The organism is Actinomyces bouchesdurhonensis (assembly GCF_963540955.1).
Lineage (GTDB): Bacteria > Actinomycetota > Actinomycetes > Actinomycetales > Actinomycetaceae > Pauljensenia > Pauljensenia bouchesdurhonensis.
In genome coordinates this window covers 18,159-38,598 of record NZ_CAUTSL010000020.1, presented here as the reverse complement: position 1 = coordinate 38,598, position 20,440 = coordinate 18,159, and the positions used below count along the sequence as shown (strand labels likewise).

Annotated in this window: 21 protein-coding genes; 14 read left to right on the top strand and 7 right to left on the bottom strand. The window is 66.8% G+C overall.

Features of this window, described 5'->3' with window-relative positions; all coding sequences use genetic code 11:
• Positions 1 to 120: 120 nt before the first annotated feature.
• A complete protein-coding gene (locus RYL44_RS05125; RefSeq protein WP_314975289.1) occupies positions 121 to 1,587 on the bottom strand; it encodes an adenosylhomocysteinase in 1,467 nt (488 codons plus the stop codon).
• Between the two features lie 104 nt (positions 1,588 to 1,691).
• Here RYL44_RS05125 and RYL44_RS05120 point away from each other — a divergent pair, with 104 nt between their 5' ends.
• The 7 genes from RYL44_RS05120 to RYL44_RS05090 all read left to right on the top strand — a co-directional run bounded on the left by RYL44_RS05120 (position 1,692) and on the right by RYL44_RS05090 (position 6,662).
• A complete protein-coding gene (locus RYL44_RS05120; protein ID WP_314975288.1) occupies positions 1,692 to 2,417 on the top strand; it encodes an ABC transporter ATP-binding protein in 726 nt (241 codons plus the stop codon).
• Entirely contained in the window at positions 2,414 to 3,775 is a 1,362-nt protein-coding gene (locus RYL44_RS05115; RefSeq protein WP_314975287.1) for an FtsX-like permease family protein, read from the top strand. The genes RYL44_RS05120 and RYL44_RS05115 overlap by 4 nt, the downstream gene beginning before the upstream one ends.
• Positions 3,776 to 3,899: 124 nt before the next feature.
• Positions 3,900 to 4,763, top strand: a complete 864-nt coding sequence (locus RYL44_RS05110; protein WP_314975286.1) for a Cof-type HAD-IIB family hydrolase — start codon at positions 3,900 to 3,902, stop codon at positions 4,761 to 4,763.
• Positions 4,764 to 4,924: 161 nt separating this feature from the next.
• Complete coding sequence (locus RYL44_RS05105; protein ID WP_314975285.1) at positions 4,925 to 5,293, top strand: hypothetical protein; 369 nt, start codon at positions 4,925 to 4,927, stop codon at positions 5,291 to 5,293.
• 29 nt (positions 5,294 to 5,322) lie between these two features.
• Positions 5,323 to 5,547, top strand: coding sequence for a hypothetical protein (locus tag RYL44_RS05100; protein ID WP_314975284.1), 225 nt, complete (start codon positions 5,323 to 5,325; stop codon positions 5,545 to 5,547).
• Positions 5,548 to 5,590: 43 nt separating this feature from the next.
• Complete coding sequence (locus tag RYL44_RS05095; RefSeq protein ID WP_314975283.1) at positions 5,591 to 6,148, top strand: hypothetical protein; 558 nt, start codon at positions 5,591 to 5,593, stop codon at positions 6,146 to 6,148.
• 34 nt (positions 6,149 to 6,182) lie between these two features.
• Entirely contained in the window at positions 6,183 to 6,662 is a 480-nt protein-coding gene (locus RYL44_RS05090) for a hypothetical protein (RefSeq protein ID WP_314975282.1), read from the top strand.
• Between the two features lie 149 nt (positions 6,663 to 6,811).
• On the opposite strand, the gene RYL44_RS05085 is transcribed toward RYL44_RS05090, so the two are convergent.
• Positions 6,812 to 7,408: a hypothetical protein gene (locus RYL44_RS05085; RefSeq protein WP_314975281.1), complete on the bottom strand. Its 597-nt coding sequence runs from the start codon at positions 7,406 to 7,408 to the stop codon at positions 6,812 to 6,814.
• A 150-nt stretch (positions 7,409 to 7,558) separates the two neighbouring features.
• Here RYL44_RS05085 and RYL44_RS05080 point away from each other — a divergent pair, with 150 nt between their 5' ends.
• The 3 genes from RYL44_RS05080 to RYL44_RS05070 all read left to right on the top strand — a co-directional run bounded on the left by RYL44_RS05080 (position 7,559) and on the right by RYL44_RS05070 (position 9,957).
• Positions 7,559 to 8,080 carry a peptidylprolyl isomerase gene (locus tag RYL44_RS05080; protein WP_314975280.1) on the top strand — a complete coding sequence of 174 codons (522 nt, stop codon included), beginning with the start codon at positions 7,559 to 7,561 and terminating at the stop codon, positions 8,078 to 8,080.
• 109 nt (positions 8,081 to 8,189) lie between these two features.
• Positions 8,190 to 9,068, top strand: a complete 879-nt coding sequence (locus RYL44_RS05075; protein WP_314975279.1) for a rhomboid family intramembrane serine protease — start codon at positions 8,190 to 8,192, stop codon at positions 9,066 to 9,068.
• Positions 9,069 to 9,195: 127 nt separating this feature from the next.
• Positions 9,196 to 9,957, top strand: a complete 762-nt coding sequence (locus RYL44_RS05070) for a Rossmann-like domain-containing protein (protein ID WP_314975278.1) — start codon at positions 9,196 to 9,198, stop codon at positions 9,955 to 9,957.
• A 126-nt stretch (positions 9,958 to 10,083) separates the two neighbouring features.
• On the opposite strand, the gene RYL44_RS05065 is transcribed toward RYL44_RS05070, so the two are convergent.
• Positions 10,084 to 10,497 carry a hypothetical protein gene (locus tag RYL44_RS05065; RefSeq protein WP_276741287.1) on the bottom strand — a complete coding sequence of 138 codons (414 nt, stop codon included), beginning with the start codon at positions 10,495 to 10,497 and terminating at the stop codon, positions 10,084 to 10,086.
• A gap of 698 nt (positions 10,498 to 11,195) precedes the next feature.
• A complete protein-coding gene (locus tag RYL44_RS05060; protein ID WP_276741285.1) occupies positions 11,196 to 11,459 on the bottom strand; it encodes a cell division protein CrgA in 264 nt (87 codons plus the stop codon).
• Positions 11,460 to 11,582: 123 nt separating this feature from the next.
• Between RYL44_RS05060 and RYL44_RS05055 the strand changes: the two genes are divergently transcribed.
• The 4 genes from RYL44_RS05055 (at position 11,583) to RYL44_RS05040 (ending at position 14,146) form a co-directional block, all read left to right on the top strand.
• Positions 11,583 to 12,284 (top strand): DUF881 domain-containing protein, encoded by a 702-nt coding sequence (locus RYL44_RS05055; protein ID WP_073983808.1) that lies wholly within the window; start codon positions 11,583 to 11,585, stop codon positions 12,282 to 12,284.
• Complete coding sequence (locus tag RYL44_RS05050; protein WP_314975277.1) at positions 12,277 to 13,038, top strand: class E sortase; 762 nt, start codon at positions 12,277 to 12,279, stop codon at positions 13,036 to 13,038. The genes RYL44_RS05055 and RYL44_RS05050 overlap by 8 nt, the downstream gene beginning before the upstream one ends.
• 10 nt (positions 13,039 to 13,048) lie before the next feature.
• A complete protein-coding gene (locus tag RYL44_RS05045; protein ID WP_200783518.1) occupies positions 13,049 to 13,210 on the top strand; it encodes a hypothetical protein in 162 nt (53 codons plus the stop codon).
• Between the two features lie 249 nt (positions 13,211 to 13,459).
• The gene (locus RYL44_RS05040) at positions 13,460 to 14,146 is read left to right on the top strand and encodes a glutamine amidotransferase-related protein (protein ID WP_314975276.1); all 687 of its coding nucleotides are present in this window, start codon (positions 13,460 to 13,462) and stop codon (positions 14,144 to 14,146) included.
• 581 nt (positions 14,147 to 14,727) lie between these two features.
• Here RYL44_RS05040 and pknB read toward each other — a convergent pair.
• Genes pknB through RYL44_RS05025 form a run of 3 tightly spaced genes read right to left on the bottom strand, consistent with a single transcriptional unit; the run spans position 14,728 to position 20,440 of the window.
• Positions 14,728 to 16,749 carry a Stk1 family PASTA domain-containing Ser/Thr kinase gene (gene pknB / locus RYL44_RS05035; RefSeq protein ID WP_314975275.1) on the bottom strand — a complete coding sequence of 674 codons (2,022 nt, stop codon included), beginning with the start codon at positions 16,747 to 16,749 and terminating at the stop codon, positions 14,728 to 14,730.
• The gene (locus RYL44_RS05030; RefSeq protein ID WP_314975290.1) at positions 16,722 to 18,977 is read right to left on the bottom strand and encodes a serine/threonine protein kinase; all 2,256 of its coding nucleotides are present in this window, start codon (positions 18,975 to 18,977) and stop codon (positions 16,722 to 16,724) included. Before RYL44_RS05030 ends, pknB begins: the two co-directional genes overlap by 28 nt.
• A gap of 11 nt (positions 18,978 to 18,988) precedes the next feature.
• Complete coding sequence (locus RYL44_RS05025; protein ID WP_314975274.1) at positions 18,989 to 20,440, bottom strand: peptidoglycan D,D-transpeptidase FtsI family protein; 1,452 nt, start codon at positions 20,438 to 20,440, stop codon at positions 18,989 to 18,991.

Genomic DNA, 20,440 nt, shown 5'->3' with positions numbered 1-20,440 from the left:
GACCATGCCGGCGGACCAGACGACCACGTCGCTCATCGGGGACCTTTCAGTGGGGGACGCTGACTAACAGTGTAGAAGCGGGGGTGGGAGCAGCCGCCCGAGGGTGGGCGTGAGCTGCGACTACGACAGGGACAGGGCGGCCAGCGCTGCCGCGGCCACCGCGTCGTCGGCCTCGCGCGGCAGGTCGTGCAGGCCGGGGGCCAGCTCGCCCGCGCAGGTGAGGAGCTCGCGCAGGGACGCCAGCTGCACGCCGAAGCTCATGTCCATGATCTCGATGGGGTTTCCCTCGCCCGCCGTGTAGTTGATGCCCTCCCCGCGCTCGAGGACGCGCAGCGTCTTGCCGGAGGGGCTGGTCAGGGTCTGCACGTGGGGATCGCCCGACTCGGCCATGACCCAGGAGGCGGCCACGGCCTCGTCGATGGACACCTCCCCGTCGACGCCGCCGGCGACCGTGACGATCGCGCCGCCCGGCGCCGCCTCCAGCGCGCTCAGCGGGATCGTCGAGCGCTCGCCCGTCGCGGAGATCAGCATGCCGGCGCTCGCGGCTGCCTCCTGCAGTGAGGACACGGCGAACCCGTCCATTGACGCCTGCAGGGCGCGCACGGGGTCCAGCTCCACGACGGTCACGCGGGCGCCGAGCGCCGCGCCGAAACGCGCGCAGCCGCGCCCCACGTCGCCGTAGCCGATGACGACGACGCGCATGCCCGCCACGGGCGCGCCGACGCCGCGCGGGTCGACCAGGTCGAGGATCGTCGTCCAACACGACTGGCCCGTCCCGTAGGCGTTGTCGAACAGGGTCTTCGAGCGCGCGTCGTTCGCGGCCAGGACCGGAATGCGCAGGTCGAAAGAGCGCAGGGGGCGCAGCCCCGAGGTGGTCTCCTCCGCCGCGCCGACCAGCGCGTCCAGGACCCCCGGGCAGGCCTCCGTATCGTGCGCGAGGCGGATCAGGTGGGAGCCGTCGTCCAGTAGGAATTCGTTGCGCTGGGCCAAAAACTCGCGCGCGAGTTCCCACTCGCGTTCGCGGGAGGCGCTCGAGTCCGCGAACACTGGGATGCCGACGTTGCGCAGCCGGGCCGCGACGTCCTCGCGGGTTTCCGATGCCCAGCCGAAGACACTCACGCGCGCCCCGGCCTCGGCGAGCATGAGGGCCAGCGCTGCGGTCTTCGGCTCCAGGACGAGGGAAACCCCCACGCTCCGGCCCGCAACCAGGGGGGCCAGCGCCCGGGCCGCCGCCTCGGTGACGGGCATGTGGGCGCGCGCCCACTCGATGCGCCCCTCGTCGCCGGGGCCCGTGATGGTGCGCCCGTCGGGGGCGACGACCGCGCGGAAGGTGCCTCCCGGCGCCAGGACCGTGATCGCCCCGGGCGTGGGGGCCGCGTCCTCCTCGAGCGCGAAGACGACAGGGGACGAGGCCGGGGTCCCCGCAGCGCCCGACAGCGGGCGCACGTGGGCGCCGAACGCGCGCAGCAGTGCGGTGAGCGTCGGGTCATCCGTCGCGAAGGAACGCCCCGCGATGAGCATGTTCGTGGCCCGCGCGTAGGCGCGTAGCAGCAGCTGGGCGGCGAGGGGATCCAGGGCGCGGTTCATGCGTCAAACGTAGCAACTGCGGCGTCGATGTCGGGGATGAGCCAGGGGGCGACCAGGGCGGTCCCTCATAGAAACGCGCGGGGCTGCGGGCCTATCGTTCACACATGACACACGACACGGCGGGCCTGGTGACCCGAGCACTGACGAAGACATACATGCGTGGGAATACTCCCGTCCACGCCCTGGCAGGCGTCGACCTGACCCTCCCGCAGGGCACGCAGGTGGCGATCATGGGCCCCTCGGGCTCCGGCAAGACGACGCTCCTGCACTGCCTCGCGGGCGTGCTGCGCCCCAGCTCCGGGTCGATCACGCTCGACGGCGAGGAAATGACGACCATGTCGGAGCGAGCCTTGTCCACCCTGCGCTTGCGCCGCTTCGGCTTCGTGTTCCAGGACGGCCAGCTCCTGCCCGAGCTGCCCACGGAAGAAAACATCGCGATGCCCCTCATGCTCGCTGGCACGCCAAAGACTCAGGCGCTCGCCCGCGCCCGCGAGATCCTCGCGAACCTCGGCCTCGACGGCGCCGGCCCCTACCGCCCCGGCCAGCTCTCGGGCGGCCAGGCCCAGCGCGTCGCGATCGGGCGCGCGCTCGCCACCAATCCTTCGGTGATTTTTGCGGACGAGCCCACGGGCGCCCTCGACCAGGCAACCGGCGGTGAGGTCATGTCCCTCCTGACGAGCGCCTGCGCCTCCACGGGAGCGTCCCTGGTCCTCGTCACCCACGACCCCGCGGTGGCCGCGCGCCTGCCGCACACGATCCACGTGCGCGACGGCCGCATCTCTCTTGAGGGACGAGGCAGTGGCGCGGCGGGTCAGGGGGTGGCCCGATGAGCGCCGTGCGCACAGCCGCCGGGGCGCTCCTGCGCTCACGCGACCGGGCGACATCCGTCCTCACGGTCGCCGCGTTTGCGCTCCCGCACGCGTTCCTGCTCGCGGTCACGGGCGGCGTCATGGCTTTCGGGTCGCGGGCGGCCGTTGCCGCGACGTCGGCCACGGGCGACGACCCCTCGAGCCTCGACGGGATGGCGTCCTTCTACGTGATGCTCGCGTACTTCGCGGCGACCCTGCTCATCGTCCCCATCATCTCGATGGGGGCCGCGGCCGCACGCCTGGGCATGAGCCGGCGCGAGCGTGACCTCGCGGTCCTGCGCCTCGTCGGCCTGGCACCGGGAAAGACGAAGCTCGCCTGCATCCTCGAAACCAGCGCGTTCGCGGTCGTCGGCGTTGTCGTCGGCTCGGTCCTGTACGCGGTCACGCTGCCCGCCTGGGGCGCTCTGTCCTTCCAGGGCCGCCCCATGGGGGTCGGTGAAATGTGGGTGGGGGTCGTGGCCCTCCTCCTCGAGGGTATCGCCATGATCCTCCTGGCCGCCCTGTCCTCGTGGCTGGCCATGCGCAAGGTCGCGATCACGCCCCTGGGTGTCGCGCGCCGCAGCCAGGCGGGCCGCGTGAGCGCGGTCGGCCCGCTCCTCGGCCTGGTCCTCCTCGTCGTGTGGCTGACCGTCGGTGCCCTCGCGATGAACCTCGGCACCGCCATCGGCATGGCCGTGTTCATGGGCTTCATGGGCGCGATCTTCCTCATCATCAACCTGGTGGGCGTGTGGTCGATCAGCCTCATGGGCCGACTCATGGCCTCCATGGCGCGCACCCCCCAGATGATGGTGGCGGGGCGTCGCATGGCCGACGATCCGCGCGCCGTGTGGCGCTCCTTCGGGGCGGTTGCCCTCGTTGGGTTCCTCGTCGGCATCATGTATCCGGCCACAAGCGCGATTTCGATGAGCGGGGATGGCATGGACGAGGTCGGGCGCATCGTCATCGGCGACATCAACAGGGGCATGATGCTCACCTTCGCGATCACCCTCGCCCTGGGTGCCGTGTCGACCGCAGTCAACCAGTCGATCCGCGTCCTCGACTCCGCCGACCAGGTACGGGCCCTGTCCTACATGGGCTCCCCGGACGGCTTCATGGACCGCAGCCGCCGACTCGAGGTCGCGATCCCCGCGTTCGTCATGATCGTCGGCTCAATGCTGCTCGGCATGGTGTTCCTGTCGCCGCTGCTCGCGGCTGACGGAGCCAAGGGGGTCCTCGTCGCCCTCGCCTCGGCGATTGTGGGCGTGCTCCTCATCGTTGCCGCCTCCGAGGCGACCATGCCGCTGCGCCGCCGCATCCTCGCCAGCGTGCGCGAGGGATGAGAGTAGCGCGGGGACTCCTCAACGAGAACATCCTTTCCCCCTGTCCGCGCCCGGAGCCGTGAGGTCGCCGCGGCCTCGTCGCAGGTCGCGCGCACCCGGGTCCCCGGTCGGGCACAATGGAGTCATGACGACCCCCACTGACCCCGCGCGTTACGCGGGCGCCGACCTGCGCCTGGCCGCCGTCGACATGGACGGCACCCTCCTGGACGACGACAAGAACTTCCCGCCCGGCATGGATGAGCTGCTCGACCAGATGGACGCGCGCGGCGTCACCTTCGCGCCCGCGTCCGGTCGCCAGGTGTGGACCCTCATCGACATGTTCCCCGGGCGCCCCGGCATGACCGTCATCGGCGAGAACGGCGGCATCGTCATGCGCGACGGCGTCGAGGTCTCCTCCCACCCCGTCGACACCCCCACCGTGCGTGAGGTCATCCGCCTCGTGCGTGAGGCCACCTCCGGGCCCGATGGGATCGACGGAGGCCTGGTCATGTGCGGCAAGCAATTCGCCTACGTCGAGCGCACCGACGAGGGCTTCGTCGAGGGCGTCATGCCCTACTACCACCGCACTAAGCGCGTCGAGGATCAGAGCGCCATCATCGACGCGATCGAGGCCGGGCAGATCGACGACGCGATCGTCAAGCTCGCTGTCTACGTCATCGGCCCGGTGGAGCCGCTCGCGCAGGCCACCCTGGCGAACTTCGCTGACACCCACCAGTACGCGATTTCCGGCGCGAACTGGGCTGACCTGCAGATTCGAGGCGTCGACAAGGGCAGCGCTGTGCGCGACCTGCAGAGGTTCCTCGGCGTCGAGCGCGCCCAGACCGCGGTCTTCGGCGACGCGGGCAATGACCTGTCGATGATGAGCGAGGGGGACCTGTCCTTCGCAATGGCCAACGCCTCCCAGGACGTCATCGAAGCCGCGCGCTTCGTCGCCCCCTCCAACAACGAGGCCGGGGTCGCCCAGGTGCTGCGCTCCCTCCTGAAGTAGCGCCCTTGCGCGGGTGAAGACTTACCGATAGTCTCAATTCTTGAAATTCTTGTCAGTTGGAGGACATCGTGAGCGCACCCGCAGGGCCGAACCAAGTACCCGGTCCCCACCAGGGATCTCCCCACAACATGGCGGCACCCGGTGGAGCGCAGGCTCGGCCGATGACCTCCCCGCTGACGTGGGACCGCGTGTCCCTGTGGTGCGGCATCGCCGGATTGATCGCCACAGCCATCATCTTCCTGATCGCGACGGTGCTTCGCGGAATTGCCGAGGGCCGCGGTCGAAGCAGCGCACTCCTCACGGGTGCCGACATCGCCGTGATGGCCTTGTTCCTGCCCCTGGCATTCCTCAGCATCGTGGGCGTCATTAGCGGCATCATCGGTCGTAAACAGGCCGTGACCCTGGAGCAGCGCGTGCGGGGTGCGCGCGGCATCCTCCTGAACATGGTCCCGTGGATCGTCGGTACCGCCGTGGTGAGCGCCCTCGTGATGGCTGCAGCCGCCCTCATGTCCGCCCTCCCGCTTCAGTGACAGTCAACGGAGGAAGCGGACACATCGCCATGTCTCACCAGTGTGCATACCCGGGTGCCCAGCAGGGCGCGGCCCCCTCTCGGGGTTTTGCGCCTGGCGGATACCCCTACCAGGTGTATTCGCAGGGCTACGCACCCTGGCCGCAGGGACCCGTGGCGATGCGGATCAACTGGCTGGGACTCCTCCTCAACGTGAGTCCATGGGTCACCCTTGCCGTCTTGTTCTTCATGCTCATGAATCTTGTCGGTTCATAGGGCCAATGCCCCAGTCAAGATTCCAATCCAGAAGGAGTTGACAATGAGTCAGCCGACGAACGGACCCGCCCAGAACTACCCATTCCAGCAGGGGCCTGCCCCGGCCTCGTATCCTGGCGTAGCGACGGGGAACGCGCCCGCGTGGCCTGTCGGTGCCCAGCAGGGCGCGGCCCCCTCTCGGGGTTTTGCGCCTGGCGGATACCCCAACCAGGTGTATTCGCAGGGCTACGCACCCTGGCCGCAGGGACCCGCGGCGATGCGGATCAACTGGATGTCCATCATCTGCGGGATCATCGGGTGGGTGATCATCGCCCTGACCGTTGTGGCCATGTGGGCGTCTCTCCACTCGGAATCGGTGATGGCCGATCCGAGCGGCGCGGACATCATCGGCTTCTACCCCCTCTTCGCGCTCGGCGCGCTGGGTCCCGCAAACATGATCGGCGGGATCATGGCGCTGGTGAGGATCGCGGAACGACCCAAGACATGGCGACTCAATTGGCTGGGACTGTCCCTCAACGCCAGCCCTTGGGTCATCCTGTTCGTCGTGGTCCCGCTGGTGTGCCTCGTGGTCCCGCTGGTGTCCTCCGGGTTGTTCGGTTGATACCTCAGCAATCCTGACTGATAAGGAGTTAATGATGAATCAGCCGACGAGCGGACCTGCCCAGAACTACCCATTCCAGCAGGGGCCTGCCCCGGCCTCGTATTCTGGCGTAGCGGCGCGGAACACGCCCGCCGGACCCGTCGGAGTCGCGCCGGGTACGCGTCCTACAGTTTTGGGACGCGTCTCCACAGTGTGCGGAATCGCCGCGTGGGTGGTGTTCGCCCTCTCAACAGTGCTCGGCATCCTCTCCTTTGCTACCTCCGCAACGTCATCGTTCGGGACGGGGGGCGGCGACGTCGCTTATACCTTCTCGGTTTTCTACTTCTTCAGCTGGTTCCTCCAGATTCCCCTCACCCTCCTCGGTTTCATCAGCGGCTTCATTGGAATTGGCGCGGCATACGCGCCAGAGCAGCGCCGGGCGAGCAAGAGGGGAATTTTCCTGAACCTGAGTCCGTGGGTGGTGGACACGATCATTTTCCTGGTGACGTTAATCCTCATCGCGAGTGACTTCTAACTGAGTCACCGGAAGCCACGTGATGCTTGAGTGGCGCGACGGCGAACCCGTTGCAGCTCACCGCGCACTCCAGCACAAAGATACGCAGCATAAACGGGTGGGCCGCGACGCATTCGGCGTCGCGGCCCACCCGTAACCGTGTTAGAGCATCAGCCCTCGAACGTCGCTTTCTCAGCTTCCGTGTCCGGAACGAAGGAGTCGGTGTCCAGATCAGCCCAGTACTCCTCGGCCCACGGATCCTCGATCGGCTGCGAACGCTTCCACAGGATGTAGCCAGCGCCGGCGGCCGCACCAACCAGGGCGGTCAGGCCGAAAGCGCGCAGGAAGCGGCACTTGCGGCGCTTACGCGTCGGCGTCGCCAGGGCGGCAGCCGAGACCTCAGAGGCGCGGCGAGCACGATCTGACAGGGAACCGCGAGCGGTCAGGGCGGCGCTCGCCTGGTTGACGGCGAGGGCGGCGCGCGGCAGGTAGTCATCCACCAGGTGTCCGCGGGCGTTCTCAATCGCGGGGCCGGCGTGCGCGGCGGCGGCCTGCGCGCGGGCGGCGGCGTTCTCGATGGCGGGGGTCGCGTGCTCAATCGCGTTCGTCAGGGCGGCCTGCGCGCGGGGCGCAGCCCAATCAACGCCCTGGTTCGCCAGATCGGCGGCCCGGACGGCAACCTTCCCGGCGTACACAGCGGCGGCGTCGCGAAGCTGCTCAGAGGTAGCGCGCAGCTTTTTTGCATCGAAAGAAGGCGAAGTAGCCATGATGTCTCCGATTCTGTCCACATTAACTGGGGCGCGGCCGCGCCACTCACTCCTATTGTGCTACATCCGCTTGTGATGTGCAGCCCACCCACCAGCGCGACCCGTGTGACGGACAGGAAACACCCAGGAAAAGATGCAACCATTAACCCCATGAAAGCTATTGTGCACACCACCGCCGGCGACATCACCGTCGAACTGTTCCCCAACCACGCCCCCAATACCGTCAACAACTTCGTGACCCTGGCCAAGGGCGAGCGCGAATGGGTCGACCCGAAGACCGGCCAGAAGACTTCCCGTCCCCTCTACGACGGCACTATCTTCCACCGCGTCATCCCGGGCTTCATGATCCAGGGCGGTGACCCCCTCGGCACCGGCACGGGCGGCCCCGGCTACCAGTTCAACGACGAGATTCACCCCGAACTGAACTTCAACGAGCCCTACCTGCTCGCCATGGCCAACGCCGGCAATCGCATGGGTAAGGGTACCAACGGCTCCCAGTTTTTCATCACCGTGGCCCCCACGCCGTGGCTGCTCGGCAACCACACCATTTTCGGTAAGGTCACCGACGAGGCCTCCAAGCGCGTCGTCGACGCCATCGCCACGACCCCCACGGGCGCGAACGATCGCCCCGTCACGGATCAGGTCATCAACTCGATCGAGATCGTCGACTGACCTTTTCTTCTCTTTTTCGACGAGGCTGGGGCCACCCCCGCTGCTGCGTGCAGTTGGCGGGGTGGGCGACCCCGGCCTCGTCCCTTATCCGCATGACGAAAGGGATTCTATGAGTATGCCGAGCTACGGCCAGCGCTCTGACCCGCGGGCCGCCCCCGACTGTCCGCGCCACCCGGGCGTGCGCAGCGTGGACTACTGCAAGCGCTGCAACCGTCCGATGTGCGTGGATTGTGCGATCCCCACCGAGGTCCGCTCCATCTGCGTGGATTGCGCGTCCCCGAAGCGCGGCTGGGCGCGCCGGGCGTCGCGGGTGGGCGCCGCGGGCGCGCCTGTTGTCACCTACTCGATGATGGCGATCTGTGTCCTCATGTATGTGGTGACCTCGGTGTCCCCGTCCCTCAAGGCCTCGCTCTCCCTGGTGCCCGCGACTCTCGCGTCTCACCCGTGGACGATCCTCACCGGCGCGTTCCTGCACGGTGGGTTGCTGCATATCCTGTTCAACATGCTGTCCCTGTACTGGGTGGGTCGCGCCATCGAGCCGGTCATGGGTCGGTGGCGCTTCCTGACGCTCTACTTGGTGAGCGCGCTGGGCGGATCTGCGTTCATTCTCGCCTGGTGCCTCATCCAGCCCTCCGAGATCTTCGTGAGCACCGTGGGCGCATCGGGCGCGGTGTTCGGCCTGTTCGGCGCCGTGTTCGTCCTTCAACGGCTGGGCGGCTCCGACACGACCTCGATCCTCACGCTACTGGGCATCAACCTTGTCTACGGTTTCGTGGTCAGCGGCATCTCGTGGCAGGGGCACATTGGCGGCGCGATCGCGGGCGTGGCGGCGACGTGGGTCCTGGCGCGCATGGCTCGCCCGCGCGCGGGCGTCACGCAGGCGCAGCAGAACCGGCGTGAAACGGTCGTCGCGCTCGGCATGATCGTCGGCATGGTCGTGCTCAACGCCCTCGCGTTCCGCCTCCTCGTCGAGGTCTACGGGGCGTGATCGGGGTGCCGTCGCCTCAGCGGTGGCCTCTCAGTGGGGGCCTCGGCGAGTTGTCTTAGGATGGCCTAACATAGGGAGGGTCCGGCGTCGTGCCGGGCCCTCCCTCATGCGCCCCACAGGAGACATCATGACCAGCCCCTGGGACCTGTACGACCAGCTCATTGACGAGATTCCCGCCGACATCACCGTCACCGCGATCCACACAGATGGCAAGTGGCGCCGCGTCGCCACCAGCGAGGATGGGGCCGGCATGGCTTTCGGCATGAACGTCCAGTCCCGCCCGCGAGCCACCGAAGACCCCTCCGAACTCGTCGGTCGCCCCCTGCGCGACGTCGCCGCCCTGGCGAAGTCCTGGAACTTCGAGGACGCCGGCATCGGCATGGCGGCCGTCAACGCCTACCACTCCCATCCAGTGCGAGCCCTCGCCCACGGGTTCCGCCCCTGCAAGGAAAACAACTGGGCGCGCACCTTCCACCCCTACGCGCGCCTCGTCGCCGGCAAGCGCGTCGCCGTCATCGGTCACTTCCCTTTCGCGGCTGCCGCCATGCCCGACGCCGCGCAGCTCACGATCCTCGAACGCAACGTTCTCGACGGCGACTACCCCGACTCCGCCTGCGAATACCTGCTCCCCGAGATGGACTACGTATTCATCTCCGGATCTGCGTTCGTCAACAAGACGATGCCGCGCCTGCTCGCGCTCGCGGCGGACGCGCACACCGTCGTCCTGGGCCCCTCCGCTCCGGCCTCACCCGCGATCCTGGCTGCCGGCGCCACAACCGTCATGTCCTTCGCCAGCGCGCACCCCGCCCGCCTCGAAGACGGCCTCGCCGGACGCACCCTGCAAGGCATGTACGACGCCGGCATGAGGGTCGAGCTCAGCCGCCCCTGACGCGCGAACGAGGCTGTGGCCCGGTTGTCGGCCCCAGCCTCGTGTCTTCGCGTTCGTCTCCGGTACCCACACCGTGGTCCGGGGCCCTCGAGTCCCGCGCGGTGACGGGCCGCGGGCCATGCGTGGCTAGTCGGCCCCTTCCTCTGCGCCTCCTGCCAGGCGTGCGCGGGCATCCTTGAGGATGCGCGCTACCAGGGTGACTCCTTCGGGCGAGGATAGGAGGGGACGGTCCTCGGGGTGCGCGCCGAAGTGACGCATCAGGGCATCGAGGCCCGTGTAGGGCAGCCCGAGATGGTGAGAGGAGATCGTCCAACGTCCCTGATGGGTGAGATCACCGGAAAACACAATGTTCACGTCGTCTACCGAGCCGATGGCGAGATGGTCCTTCCAGTGGACCCACACCTCCGCGTTCCGCTTGTGTTCCTCAGTCGACAGGAGGGGTGGATAGTGAAAGTGAATCCCCTCTTCAGTCAGAGTCGTCGTCTGCCGGTCACCGAAGGCTATCCGCAGATCCGCGAGCGGCGAGCTCGTACCGAACATATATGCAAAACACGCGGTCGCGCACGCCACGGCGATGGCGCTCAATGGTTGGCGCATCATCAAACCCAGCACGAGCGTGACGACGGTCGACAACCACAGCAAGCAGCCCGTCAGAACAAGCCCTATTTGCTCGTAGCTCCCGGGAATCACAATTGATGAATTCACGAATCGTGGGCGCGGTCTGGACATCGGATGAAGACTTCGCTCGGCTATATTCGGCAGAGTAGCGGCGGCATAGAGTGACAGACATGTGAGTGAGAACTGTGAGCCTTGAAGACGATGGTTCTGCACGGCCCACTGCGCAACGAGCGCGGCGCCAATCCCGATCGCAACGATTGCGACACCCACGGGCACCATGCGCCACTTCCGCCGATCCTGCGCGCGCGGCGTGGGAGGGGTCTTGTCATCAGGAAGACGAAACCTGGGAGCGGTGAGCGGTATCACCAGTCAAACCCGATGTAGTACGGCAAATGCCATCCTCTTGACGAGTGGCGTGGGTGTAGAGGATCGGCAGCGCAACATCCATATGTGTTGCGTGACATAGTATCCATGTGACGACGCTACCAGACTTGCAGTCATGGCGGCGCGTATGTCCGCATAGCCCGCCCCAGCCTCGTCGAGGGGGACGCGAAGTGGGGCGCCCCGGCCGCAGCCGGAACGCCCCGAACTCAGGTTTCTCGCGAAACGACGCGCGCCCGTCACCGCCAGCGCAACGTCATCAGGAAGCCCACCATCATCGTGCCCAGACCCACCGCGATATTCCACGCGCCCAGCTTCGGAATCGGGTACGTGCCCTGCGAAATGTAATACACGACGACCCACAGCAACCCCACAATCATGAGGGTCACGAACGTCGGCGCCCACCACACCGGACTGAGCGGAATACCGTCCGTCCAATTCTTGATCTCGGTATCGTCCTCAACCTCGCGCCCATTCTTTTTACGCTTCTTCGATTCGGCCACGTCGGGTCCTCTCTGCTGGCTCGCGCGGGAAGACAAACCGCCCGGCGGTGATGAATTAGTCGACACTCTAGCGTAGTCTTCGACCTAGAAACCACCAAAACGCAGCGCCACGGAAGGGAAACAATGCGCCCACGCAACACCCGTCACGCGGCCGCCGTCCTCGCCGTCACCATCGCCTCCGGCATCCTCTTCTCCGTCTCCTCCCTCAACGAGCGCAAAAACCCCGCCGGAACCTCAGACCTGGCAACCCTCGTGCGCACCCGACAAGCCCAAGTCACCGCCCTCCAAAACGAGGTCTCCACCCTCGACGCGCAGGTTCAGAGCTTCTCCACCACCCCCCAGTCTGCCACACCAGACGAAGACGCCTTCACCGCCAAATCCAACCGCCCCGTCTCGGGACCCGGCATCCAAATCACGCTCTCCGACGCTCCCACCGGACAGATTCCTGTCGGCGCGACCGCCAACGACCTCGTCATCCACCAGCAGGACATCGAAGACACCATGAACGCCCTGTGGGCTGGCGGCGCCGAAGCCATGACCGTTCAAGGTGTACGCATCACCAACCGAACCGTCATCCGATGCATCGGCAACGTCATCCTCGTCGACGGAACCAGCTATTCGCCGCCCTATGTGATTCAAGCAATTGGCGATCCTGACACCCTGCGCGCGACGGTTACCGCAAACCCACGTATGGTGAACTATCAAGCCTACGTGACAAAATACGGCCTCGGATGGGACATGCAGACAAAAGACTCCCTCAGCTTCGCTCCCGCAACAACCTCGTTGACCGTCAACTACGCAACCGTGGAGGACACGAATGGGTGAACACGTCGCCTCAGCGACTCCGACACAGAACAAACGCTCCACCATCTTCTGGAACATCGTCGGTGTCGTCGGAGAACTGCTCATCACCTTCGCGTTCGTCATCGGCCTCTTCTCCGTCTGGCAGCTCTACTGGACGACCTACCAAGTCTCCGGACAGGTCTCCCAGACCATCGCCTCGTACGAGGAAGAACACCAGCCCTCCAAACGCACCCAAGGCGAAATCCGCACCGACGACCCGCCCGCCTTCGACCGCGAAGTCGGCGACGGCGAAGTCTACGGCATCGTCCACGTGCCCACCTGGGACTGGATGAAAATCCCCCTCGCTGAAGGCACCACCCCCTACGTCCTCGACCAGGGCTGGGCCGGCCACTACGACATGACCACCCAGCCCGGCGGCGTCGGCAACTTCTCCGTCGCCGGCCACCGCCGCACCTACGGCAACAACTTCCGCTGGATCGACCGCCTCACCCCAGGCGACAAAGTCGTCGTGGAAGTCGACGACCGCTACCTCGTCTACTCCATGGTCTCCTCCGAGATCATCGACGCCACCGACCCCACCCAGATGCGCGTCGTCGCCCCCGTCATCAACGACGAATCCTGGTCCGAAGTCCCCACCGAACGCTGGATGACCATGACCACCTGCCACCCCGAATACGGCAACTGGCAGCGCTACATCGTCCACCTCAAGTTCGAATCCTGGACCCCCAAGGACACGGGCGTGCCCGCCGAACTCGTCGACGAACCCACGAACTGAAGGACCCCACATGTACGCATGGATCTTCCGCCACCTGCCCGGCCCCACCTGGTTCAAAATCATCGAATCCCTGGCCCTCATCGGCGCGGCCGTCGCCGCCCTGTTCACCTGGGTCTACCCCTGGGTCCAGTCCTACCTGGAGTTGGGACAGTCCTCCGTCGGCGGCGCCTGAACCGCTCACTCCGGGAAGGGACGAGGCCGGGGCCACCCCGGCCTCGTTTCGTATCCACGGGCGTGGGGGCGTGAACCGTGGCTGACGGCTGCGCAGCCCGCCCAACCCGCGTGTGCGGGATCGTCTCCGCATGTCTTTCGTGAGCACTTCGCCGCTCTCCGTGCCGCAGCTCTCGGCGTGAATGCCTGGTGCGCCGCACCGCCCGTTAGTCGGACAGCGCCCGCGCGCCCGCTGGGGGAGCGCCCTACGATGGAGGCCGGAGAAGGGGCCACGGCCTCGTACATGAAAGGACCGGCGATGGCGAGAATCCTCTGCGTCGACAACTATGACTCGTTCGTCTTCACGATCGTGGGCTACCTGCGTCACCTGGGTGCCGTCGTGGACGTCGTGCGCAACGATGTCGTGGATCCCGCGTGGTTCGAGGCCGGCTACGACGGCGTCCTCATCTCCCCCGGACCCGGCGACCCCAAGAGTGCCGGCGCCTCCCTTCAGACCATCGCCGACTGTGCCGAGCGCGAGATCCCGATGCTGGGCGTGTGCCTGGGTCACCAGGCCCTCGGCGAGCTCTTCGGCGCGACCGTCGGCCACGCACCCGAACTCATGCACGGCAAGACCTCCGTCATCACGCACGACCGGCGCGGCGTGTTCGAGGGCGTCCCCTCGCCGCTGACCGTCACCCGCTACCACTCCCTCACGATCGACCCCGCGACCGTGCCCGACGAACTCGAAGTCTCCGCGACCACGAAGTCCGGCATCATCATGGGCGTGCGCCACCGCTCCCTGCCCCTCGAGGGCGTCCAGTTCCACCCCGAGTCCGTCATGACCCAGTCCGGGCACCTCATGTTCGCCAACTGGCTGGCCGCCTGCGGCGACGTGTCCGCGCGCGAGCGTGCCGTGTCCCTGAAGCCCGTCGTCGCGGAGCGCTTCAAGCTGTAGGTTCTGCAGTCCGCGTGGCAGCTATCGTGCCGCAGGTGTGCTTGTGGGCGCGTGCATGCGGATAGGTTACGAGCATCCGGATAGGTTACGCGTATGTGGATAGCTTATTAACCTATCCGGATGTCAATAACCTATCCACATCGTCACAACCTATCCGCGTCAGGGGCTTGTTTTCCCGCCGCGTGTGTTGGCCGCGCCCGCATGCAGTGAAGCCCGCGTCGCGTCGCAGCACAGCACCTGCCAACAGAGCTGGTTATCTGGCAGGCGTGCGTTGTGGAAGACATGCTTCCACCGTGAAGAGGCGGGTGCACCGGTCCCTGGTAGCCGTGCGTTGTCGTGGCCGCCCGCGCACCCGTGCACACCCGAGCACACGCGCACCCGCGCACCCGTGCACACCCGCGCGCACCCGCCCGCACACCCGCGCCCCCGCGCGCACCCGTGCACACGCGCACACGCGCACACGACGAGGCCCGCGCACCCGCGCATACAGTGAGGCCCGCACCTCAGGAGGGTTCCTGTGAGTGCGGGCCTCGATGCGCGTGTGCCGCAGCGGGGCGCGTGTGCCGCTGCGGCACACGTCATTAGTTGCTCTTCGTGGGGGAAGGACTGGGGCTTGCGCCCTGCGAACCCTTAGACACCTTGAGCTTCACGGTCGAATTCTTGTCCACCTTCGAGCCTTCGCCGGGCTCGACGGAAAGGACCTGTCCAGCTGGCTGGGAGTCCGCAACTTCCTCGACAGTGACGTTGAGACCCAGGGCCTTCAGCTGCGCTTCAGCGTCGTCGCGACCGATGCCAACAATGGAGGGGATCTCCACCTGGCCGTTCTTGCCGTTGGACACGGACACGGCGATGGTCGTGCCCTTCTTGACTTTCGTACCCGTCGCCGGATCCTGGGAGACGATGCGATCCTTATCCTTGTCCGAATCGACGCTCGTGACGTTGCCGAGTTCCAGGCCGACGGCCTTCAGGGCGCTACGAGCCTGATCCTGGCTCATGCCTTCAAGGTCAGGAACTTCAACCTGGTCGGAGCCGGAGGACAGGTACGCGGTGATCGTCTGGCCTGCCTTGACCTTCGAACCGGGGGAGGGGTTGGTCTGCGCGACCTTGCCTTCGGGAACCGTGTCGGAGGCGACCTTACTGGAGTTGACCTCCCACTTCAGGCCCAGCGCTTCGACGGCCTTACGCGCGTCGTCCGGACTCATGCCGACCAGGTTATCGGGCAGAGTAACCGAGTCTGGGCCGGAGGAGATCGTGACGCGTACGGTCGCGCCCTTCTCCGCCTGGGTGCCGCCGGCGGGATCTGTCGAGGCCACGGAACCAGCGTCGACAGTGTCGGAGGCGACCTTGTCGGGGTTGAGCTCCCACGTGAAGCCCGCGGCCTCAATCTGAGACTTTGCATCCGCCTGGGAGAGGCCGACGACGTTCGGGACGGCCACGGTCGCCGTCGTCCCTGCGCCGCGCGTGAGCGCCCACACGCTGCCGCCGATGAGGAGGAGCGCGATGAGGACGAGCGACGCGATGATCGCGGTGCGGCGCTTACGGGCCTTGGTGGCCTCGTGTGCCGCCTCATCCTCGGTTGCGACTGCGGGAAGGGAGGTGGAAGTCGCCGCTACGCCCGAGTGGGTGGGGGTGCCCGCCGGGGCGTGAACCGCGGCCAGCGGGGCAGTGGCGGCGGTGCGCGCGGCGCCGGCGGAGGGCAAGACCTCAGTCGCCCACGAGTCGGCGGGCGGCGCGCCCACATCCAGGCCGCGTGCGACGCGCTGCAGGTCGGCGAGCATGGCGGCGGCGCTCGGGTAGCGGTCGTCGCGGTTCTTCGCCAGGGCTTTCAGGACGACGCGGTCGAGCGAGTCCGGGATGTCGGAAAGAATCGACGAGGGCGTGGGCGGGATCTGCTCAACATGCTGGTAGGCGACGGCCACCGCGGAGTCGCCCTTGAAGGGCGGGCGGCCCGTGAGTAGCTCGAAGAGGACGACGCCGGTGGAGTACAGGTCGGAGCGCTCATCCACGGTCTCGCCGCGTGCCTGCTCGGGGGACAGGTACTGTGCGGTGCCGACGACAGCGTTGGTCTGTGTCATCGTGGCCTGTGAATCGGTCAAGGCTCGGGCGATGCCGAAGTCCATGACCTTGACCTTGCCCTCCGAGGTCAGCATGATGTTGCCGGGCTTGATGTCGCGGTGCACCAGGTGGTTGGCGTGCGAGTACTGCAGGGCGGACAGGACACCGGAGACGATTTCGATGGCTTCGTTGATCGGCACGGCTGTGCCGTCGGAGATGAGGTCCTTGACGGTGTGTCCCTCAACGTACTCCATGACGATGTAGGGCACGGCGATGGACCGGTTGTTCGCATCCTCGATGATTTCCTCGCCGGTGTCGTACACGGCGACGATGTTCGGGTGATTCAGTGACGCAGCCGACTGAGCTTCGCGGCGGAACCGTGCCTGGAAGATCGAGTCCAGCGCCAGGTCGCGTCGCAGCATTTTGATGGCGACGACGCGCGATAGGCGAGTGTCGAAGCCCAGATGGACTTCGGCCATTCCGCCACGCCCGATGAGCGAGCGGACCTCGTATCGGCCAGCTAGACGGTGGGCCATGGGCTGTGCCATGTCCTAACCTCCTCGGTGATGGTTGCTCCCGCGTTTGATTGGATGAGGGAGCTCAGCATGTGTCTGATCGTAACGGCTGCGAGTGCAATCAACGCAATCACGATGAGTGTGACGACCACCCAGCGGATTACTTTCTTAACTGTTGGGACTGGCGGGGCGACGACACTGCGCGAGTATGCGGTTTTTGCCGCCGGTCGTTTCTGCTCTGCAGAGCGCGCATCCAGTTCGTGCCACTTTGGGCGGCGCGTCTTCTTTTCTGAACGCGGTTCAAAGACGGAGCGGCGCGGGCGCGTGGAAGCCGTGGAGGACTTCTTTTTCGCGCGCGGCTGGGGAACCGTCCCCAACACGCGAGGCGTGGATCCTGTGCTCGTCGAGGTCTGAGACGAGGCCGTGGTGTCCTTGGCGGCATTCTCCTGCGTGTCGCGGGTGGGCTGAGGGACGGGGGCGCGTGAGGCGTGGCGGTAGGCCTGCTCTGCGTCGTGGCGCTGGCGTGCTTCTTTGCGCTGGCGGGCCTCGCGTGCTTCGCGCAGTTCGCGCTGACGCTCCTGCTCTTCGCGGGCAACCTGTGCGCGGCGCTGTTCTTCTGCGGCATCCTCAGCCTGGCGGTTCGCGGCGCGTTGGCGGAGGCGTTCGTTCAGGGCTGCGCGCCGGTCGATCGGGGTCTGGGTGCCGGCCGTCGTGGGCGGCGTCGGGATGGTGTCTGTTCCTGACGAGGCCGTGGTTGCCTGAGCGGGGACCATCGCCTGGGGGCGTTCGACGGGTGTCGCGGGCGCGGCCTGGGCGGCAGGTCGAGCCGGTCGGGCGGGCGCGGGCACCGCGGGCGCGGGCGACGCTTGTTGGCGCGCGGGTGCCGGGCGACGGGGGGCGGGCGATTCGGTGACGACGGGCGCCGCGGCGGGCGTGGAGTCCGCTCGGGAGGGGGTTGACGTCGACGTTGGTCGTTGCGGGGCCGGAGGCACGGCCGCGTGACGTCCCGTCGAGGTCAGTGAGCGCGTGGACCCCACGACAGGAGCCTGTTCGCCCGTTGCGTCTGGGCGTTGGCGGCGAGTCCTGATGGGCGCGGAGACGGGGCGTGCGACCGGCGGCGGAGCGACCGGTGGCGGGGGAGCCTCGTCGATGATGCGCGGAACGGTCACGTGGCGACCCGTGATTGGAATCATCGAGGACGACGGGGCGATCGTCGTTGCCTCGTCGATGATGCGCGGGACGACCGCGTGGCGACCCGTGACCGAGCGGACGCGGGGGTTTAGGCCCGACGGGGGCTGGAGCATCTCGTCGGGAAGTGTGCGGCGTGTGAGGTGACGCACGGGGGCGAGGATTGGCACGGAAGGCTGGACGGGGGTGCGCACTTCGGTGGGACGCTGCGCGGCCTTGGGTAGCGGCAGCGGGCGGGGCGTGACGGAGATGCCCATCGCCTTGGCGGCTGCGGCGATCTCACGGACGGCGGCGGAACCGGATTCGGGGCGTTTGGCGGGATCCTTTTCCAGGAGGTGCAAGATGACGTCAGCGAGCGGCTCGGGGACGAAGTCCGGCAGGGGTGGAACAGGGTCGTTGACGTGCGCGAACGCAATGTCGACCTGGGTTTCGCCCGTGAAAGGGCGGCGACCGGCCGCGGCCTCGTAGGCGATGACGCCGAGGGCGTAGAGGTCACCGGTCGGCGTGGCGATCTCGCCCATGGCCTGTTCGGGCGGCAGGTACTGGGCGGTGCCCATGACCATGCCGGCGGCGGTCAGATTAACCTGGTCTCTCGCGCGGGAAATACCAAAATCGGTCAGCTTCACCATGCCGTCGGGCCGGACGAGGATGTTCGCGGGCTTGATGTCGCGGTGCACGACACCGGCCCGGGCTGCTGCGCCGAGGGCCATCGCAACCTGGATGAGGATGGGCATCAGGTATTCAGGTTCAATGCGCGAGCCGCCCCGCAGGTAGTCCGTCAGAGGGTAACCGTCGACAAGCTCCATAATGATCCAGCCGATGCCGTCTTCTTGACCCGAGTCCTGCGTGTTCGCAATGTTCGGATGAGAGATAGACATCGAGTTGCGGGCTTCCAAGCGCAGGCGGGAGAGCGAGAGCTCCTCGCCTGCAAGCTCCGGGCGTAGGACCTTCGCGGCGACGATATGGCCGCTGACGCGGTCGCGCGCCTTCCACACTTCGCCCATGCCGCCCTGGGCGATGGGAGTGAGGAGCGTGTAGCGGCCACCGAGTACGCGCCCGGCCCCGGAGGTCATTCGTTGGACACTCACTTCAGCCCCGCTTCCAGGACCGCTCGCGCGATCGGTCCGGCGACGTCACCGCCGTGCGGCGTGGGGTCAGCGTCGTCGCCCTCGACGAGGACGGCGAAGGCGATCTGGGGCTTGTCCGCGGGTGCGAAGCCGATGGCCCACGCGTTCGCGCGGTCGCCCTTGCCGGTCTCCGCGGTGCCGGTCTTTGCGGCGACTGCGACGTTGGGCAGCGCCATCGTGGTGCCTGTACCGTAGGGCGAAGAGACGACGGCCTGCATCATGGTTGATAGCTGGGAGGCAGTGTCAGAAGAAATCGGTCGTCCTGCGTCCGTCGGACTGGTTGTACGCACGACCTGGTTGTCGGCGTCGACGATTGACTGGATCAGATACGGGGCCATCATCTGGCCGCCGTTGGCAACCGTCTGCGCGACCTGTGCCATCTGGAGGGGCGTGGTCTGGACCGTGTACTGGCCGATTGCGCTCATGGCGAGCTGGGCGGCATCCGTATCGGAGGGGAACACCGAGGGCGTAACGTTCAGCGGGATCTGCGATTCGCGCCCGAATCCGAATCGGTTGGTCACGTCCGTGAGCTGCTGGTTGGTCAGCTGCTCGGATGCCAGCACGAAGGTCGTGTTACATGAGCGGGCGAAGGCTTCGGTCAGCGTCGGGTTGCCGTCGCCGCAGGTGGAGGACTCGATGTTGGAGACGTTAGTGGCGGTGTTCGGCAGGGTCGCCGACACCGGCGACGGCATGCGTGTCTCGGGTGTGGCGACGCCGTTTTCGATGAGCGCGATCGTGGTGAGAACCTTAAAGGTGGAGCCGGGCGCGTAGCGTGCGCCGATCGCGCGGTTGACGAGCGGGCTATCGGCGTCGTTCGACAGGGACGCGAACGCGGCAGACACCTCGGTGGCGTCCGAGGAGGCCAGCTGGTTCGGGTCGTAGGTGGGCGAAGAATACATCGCCAGGACCGCTCCGGTCGTAGCGTCCAGGGCCACGACGGCACCCTTTCGATCGCCAAGAGCGTCGGCTGCAGCCTTTTGCATGGAGGAGTTCAACGTCAGTTCGACGCCGCCACCCTGACGATTCTGGCCGGTCAGGAGGTTGCGCAGGCGCTGACCAAGAAGGGTCTGTGACTGTCCATCGAGGACGTCCTCCTCGGCTGCTTCGATGCCCGTGGACGCGCTGCCCACGGAGGAGAAATAGCCCGTGACTGACGCGTAGAGCGGACCATCGGTGTAGGAGCGCGTGTAGCGCTTCGAGCCGTCTTCGAGCTCGGAGGAGGCGATCGCAGTCTTGTCTACGATGATGGGTCCGCGGTCGGTTTCGGCCGCGTGCAGGATCGTCCGCTGGTTGCGCGGATCCTCATTGAGCGAGGAAGCAGAAATGAACTGCGTGTTCGTGATGCCCAGGCCGAGCATGGCAAACATCAGCAGGACAATGACGAAAATCTTGCGGATCTGTGCGTTCAC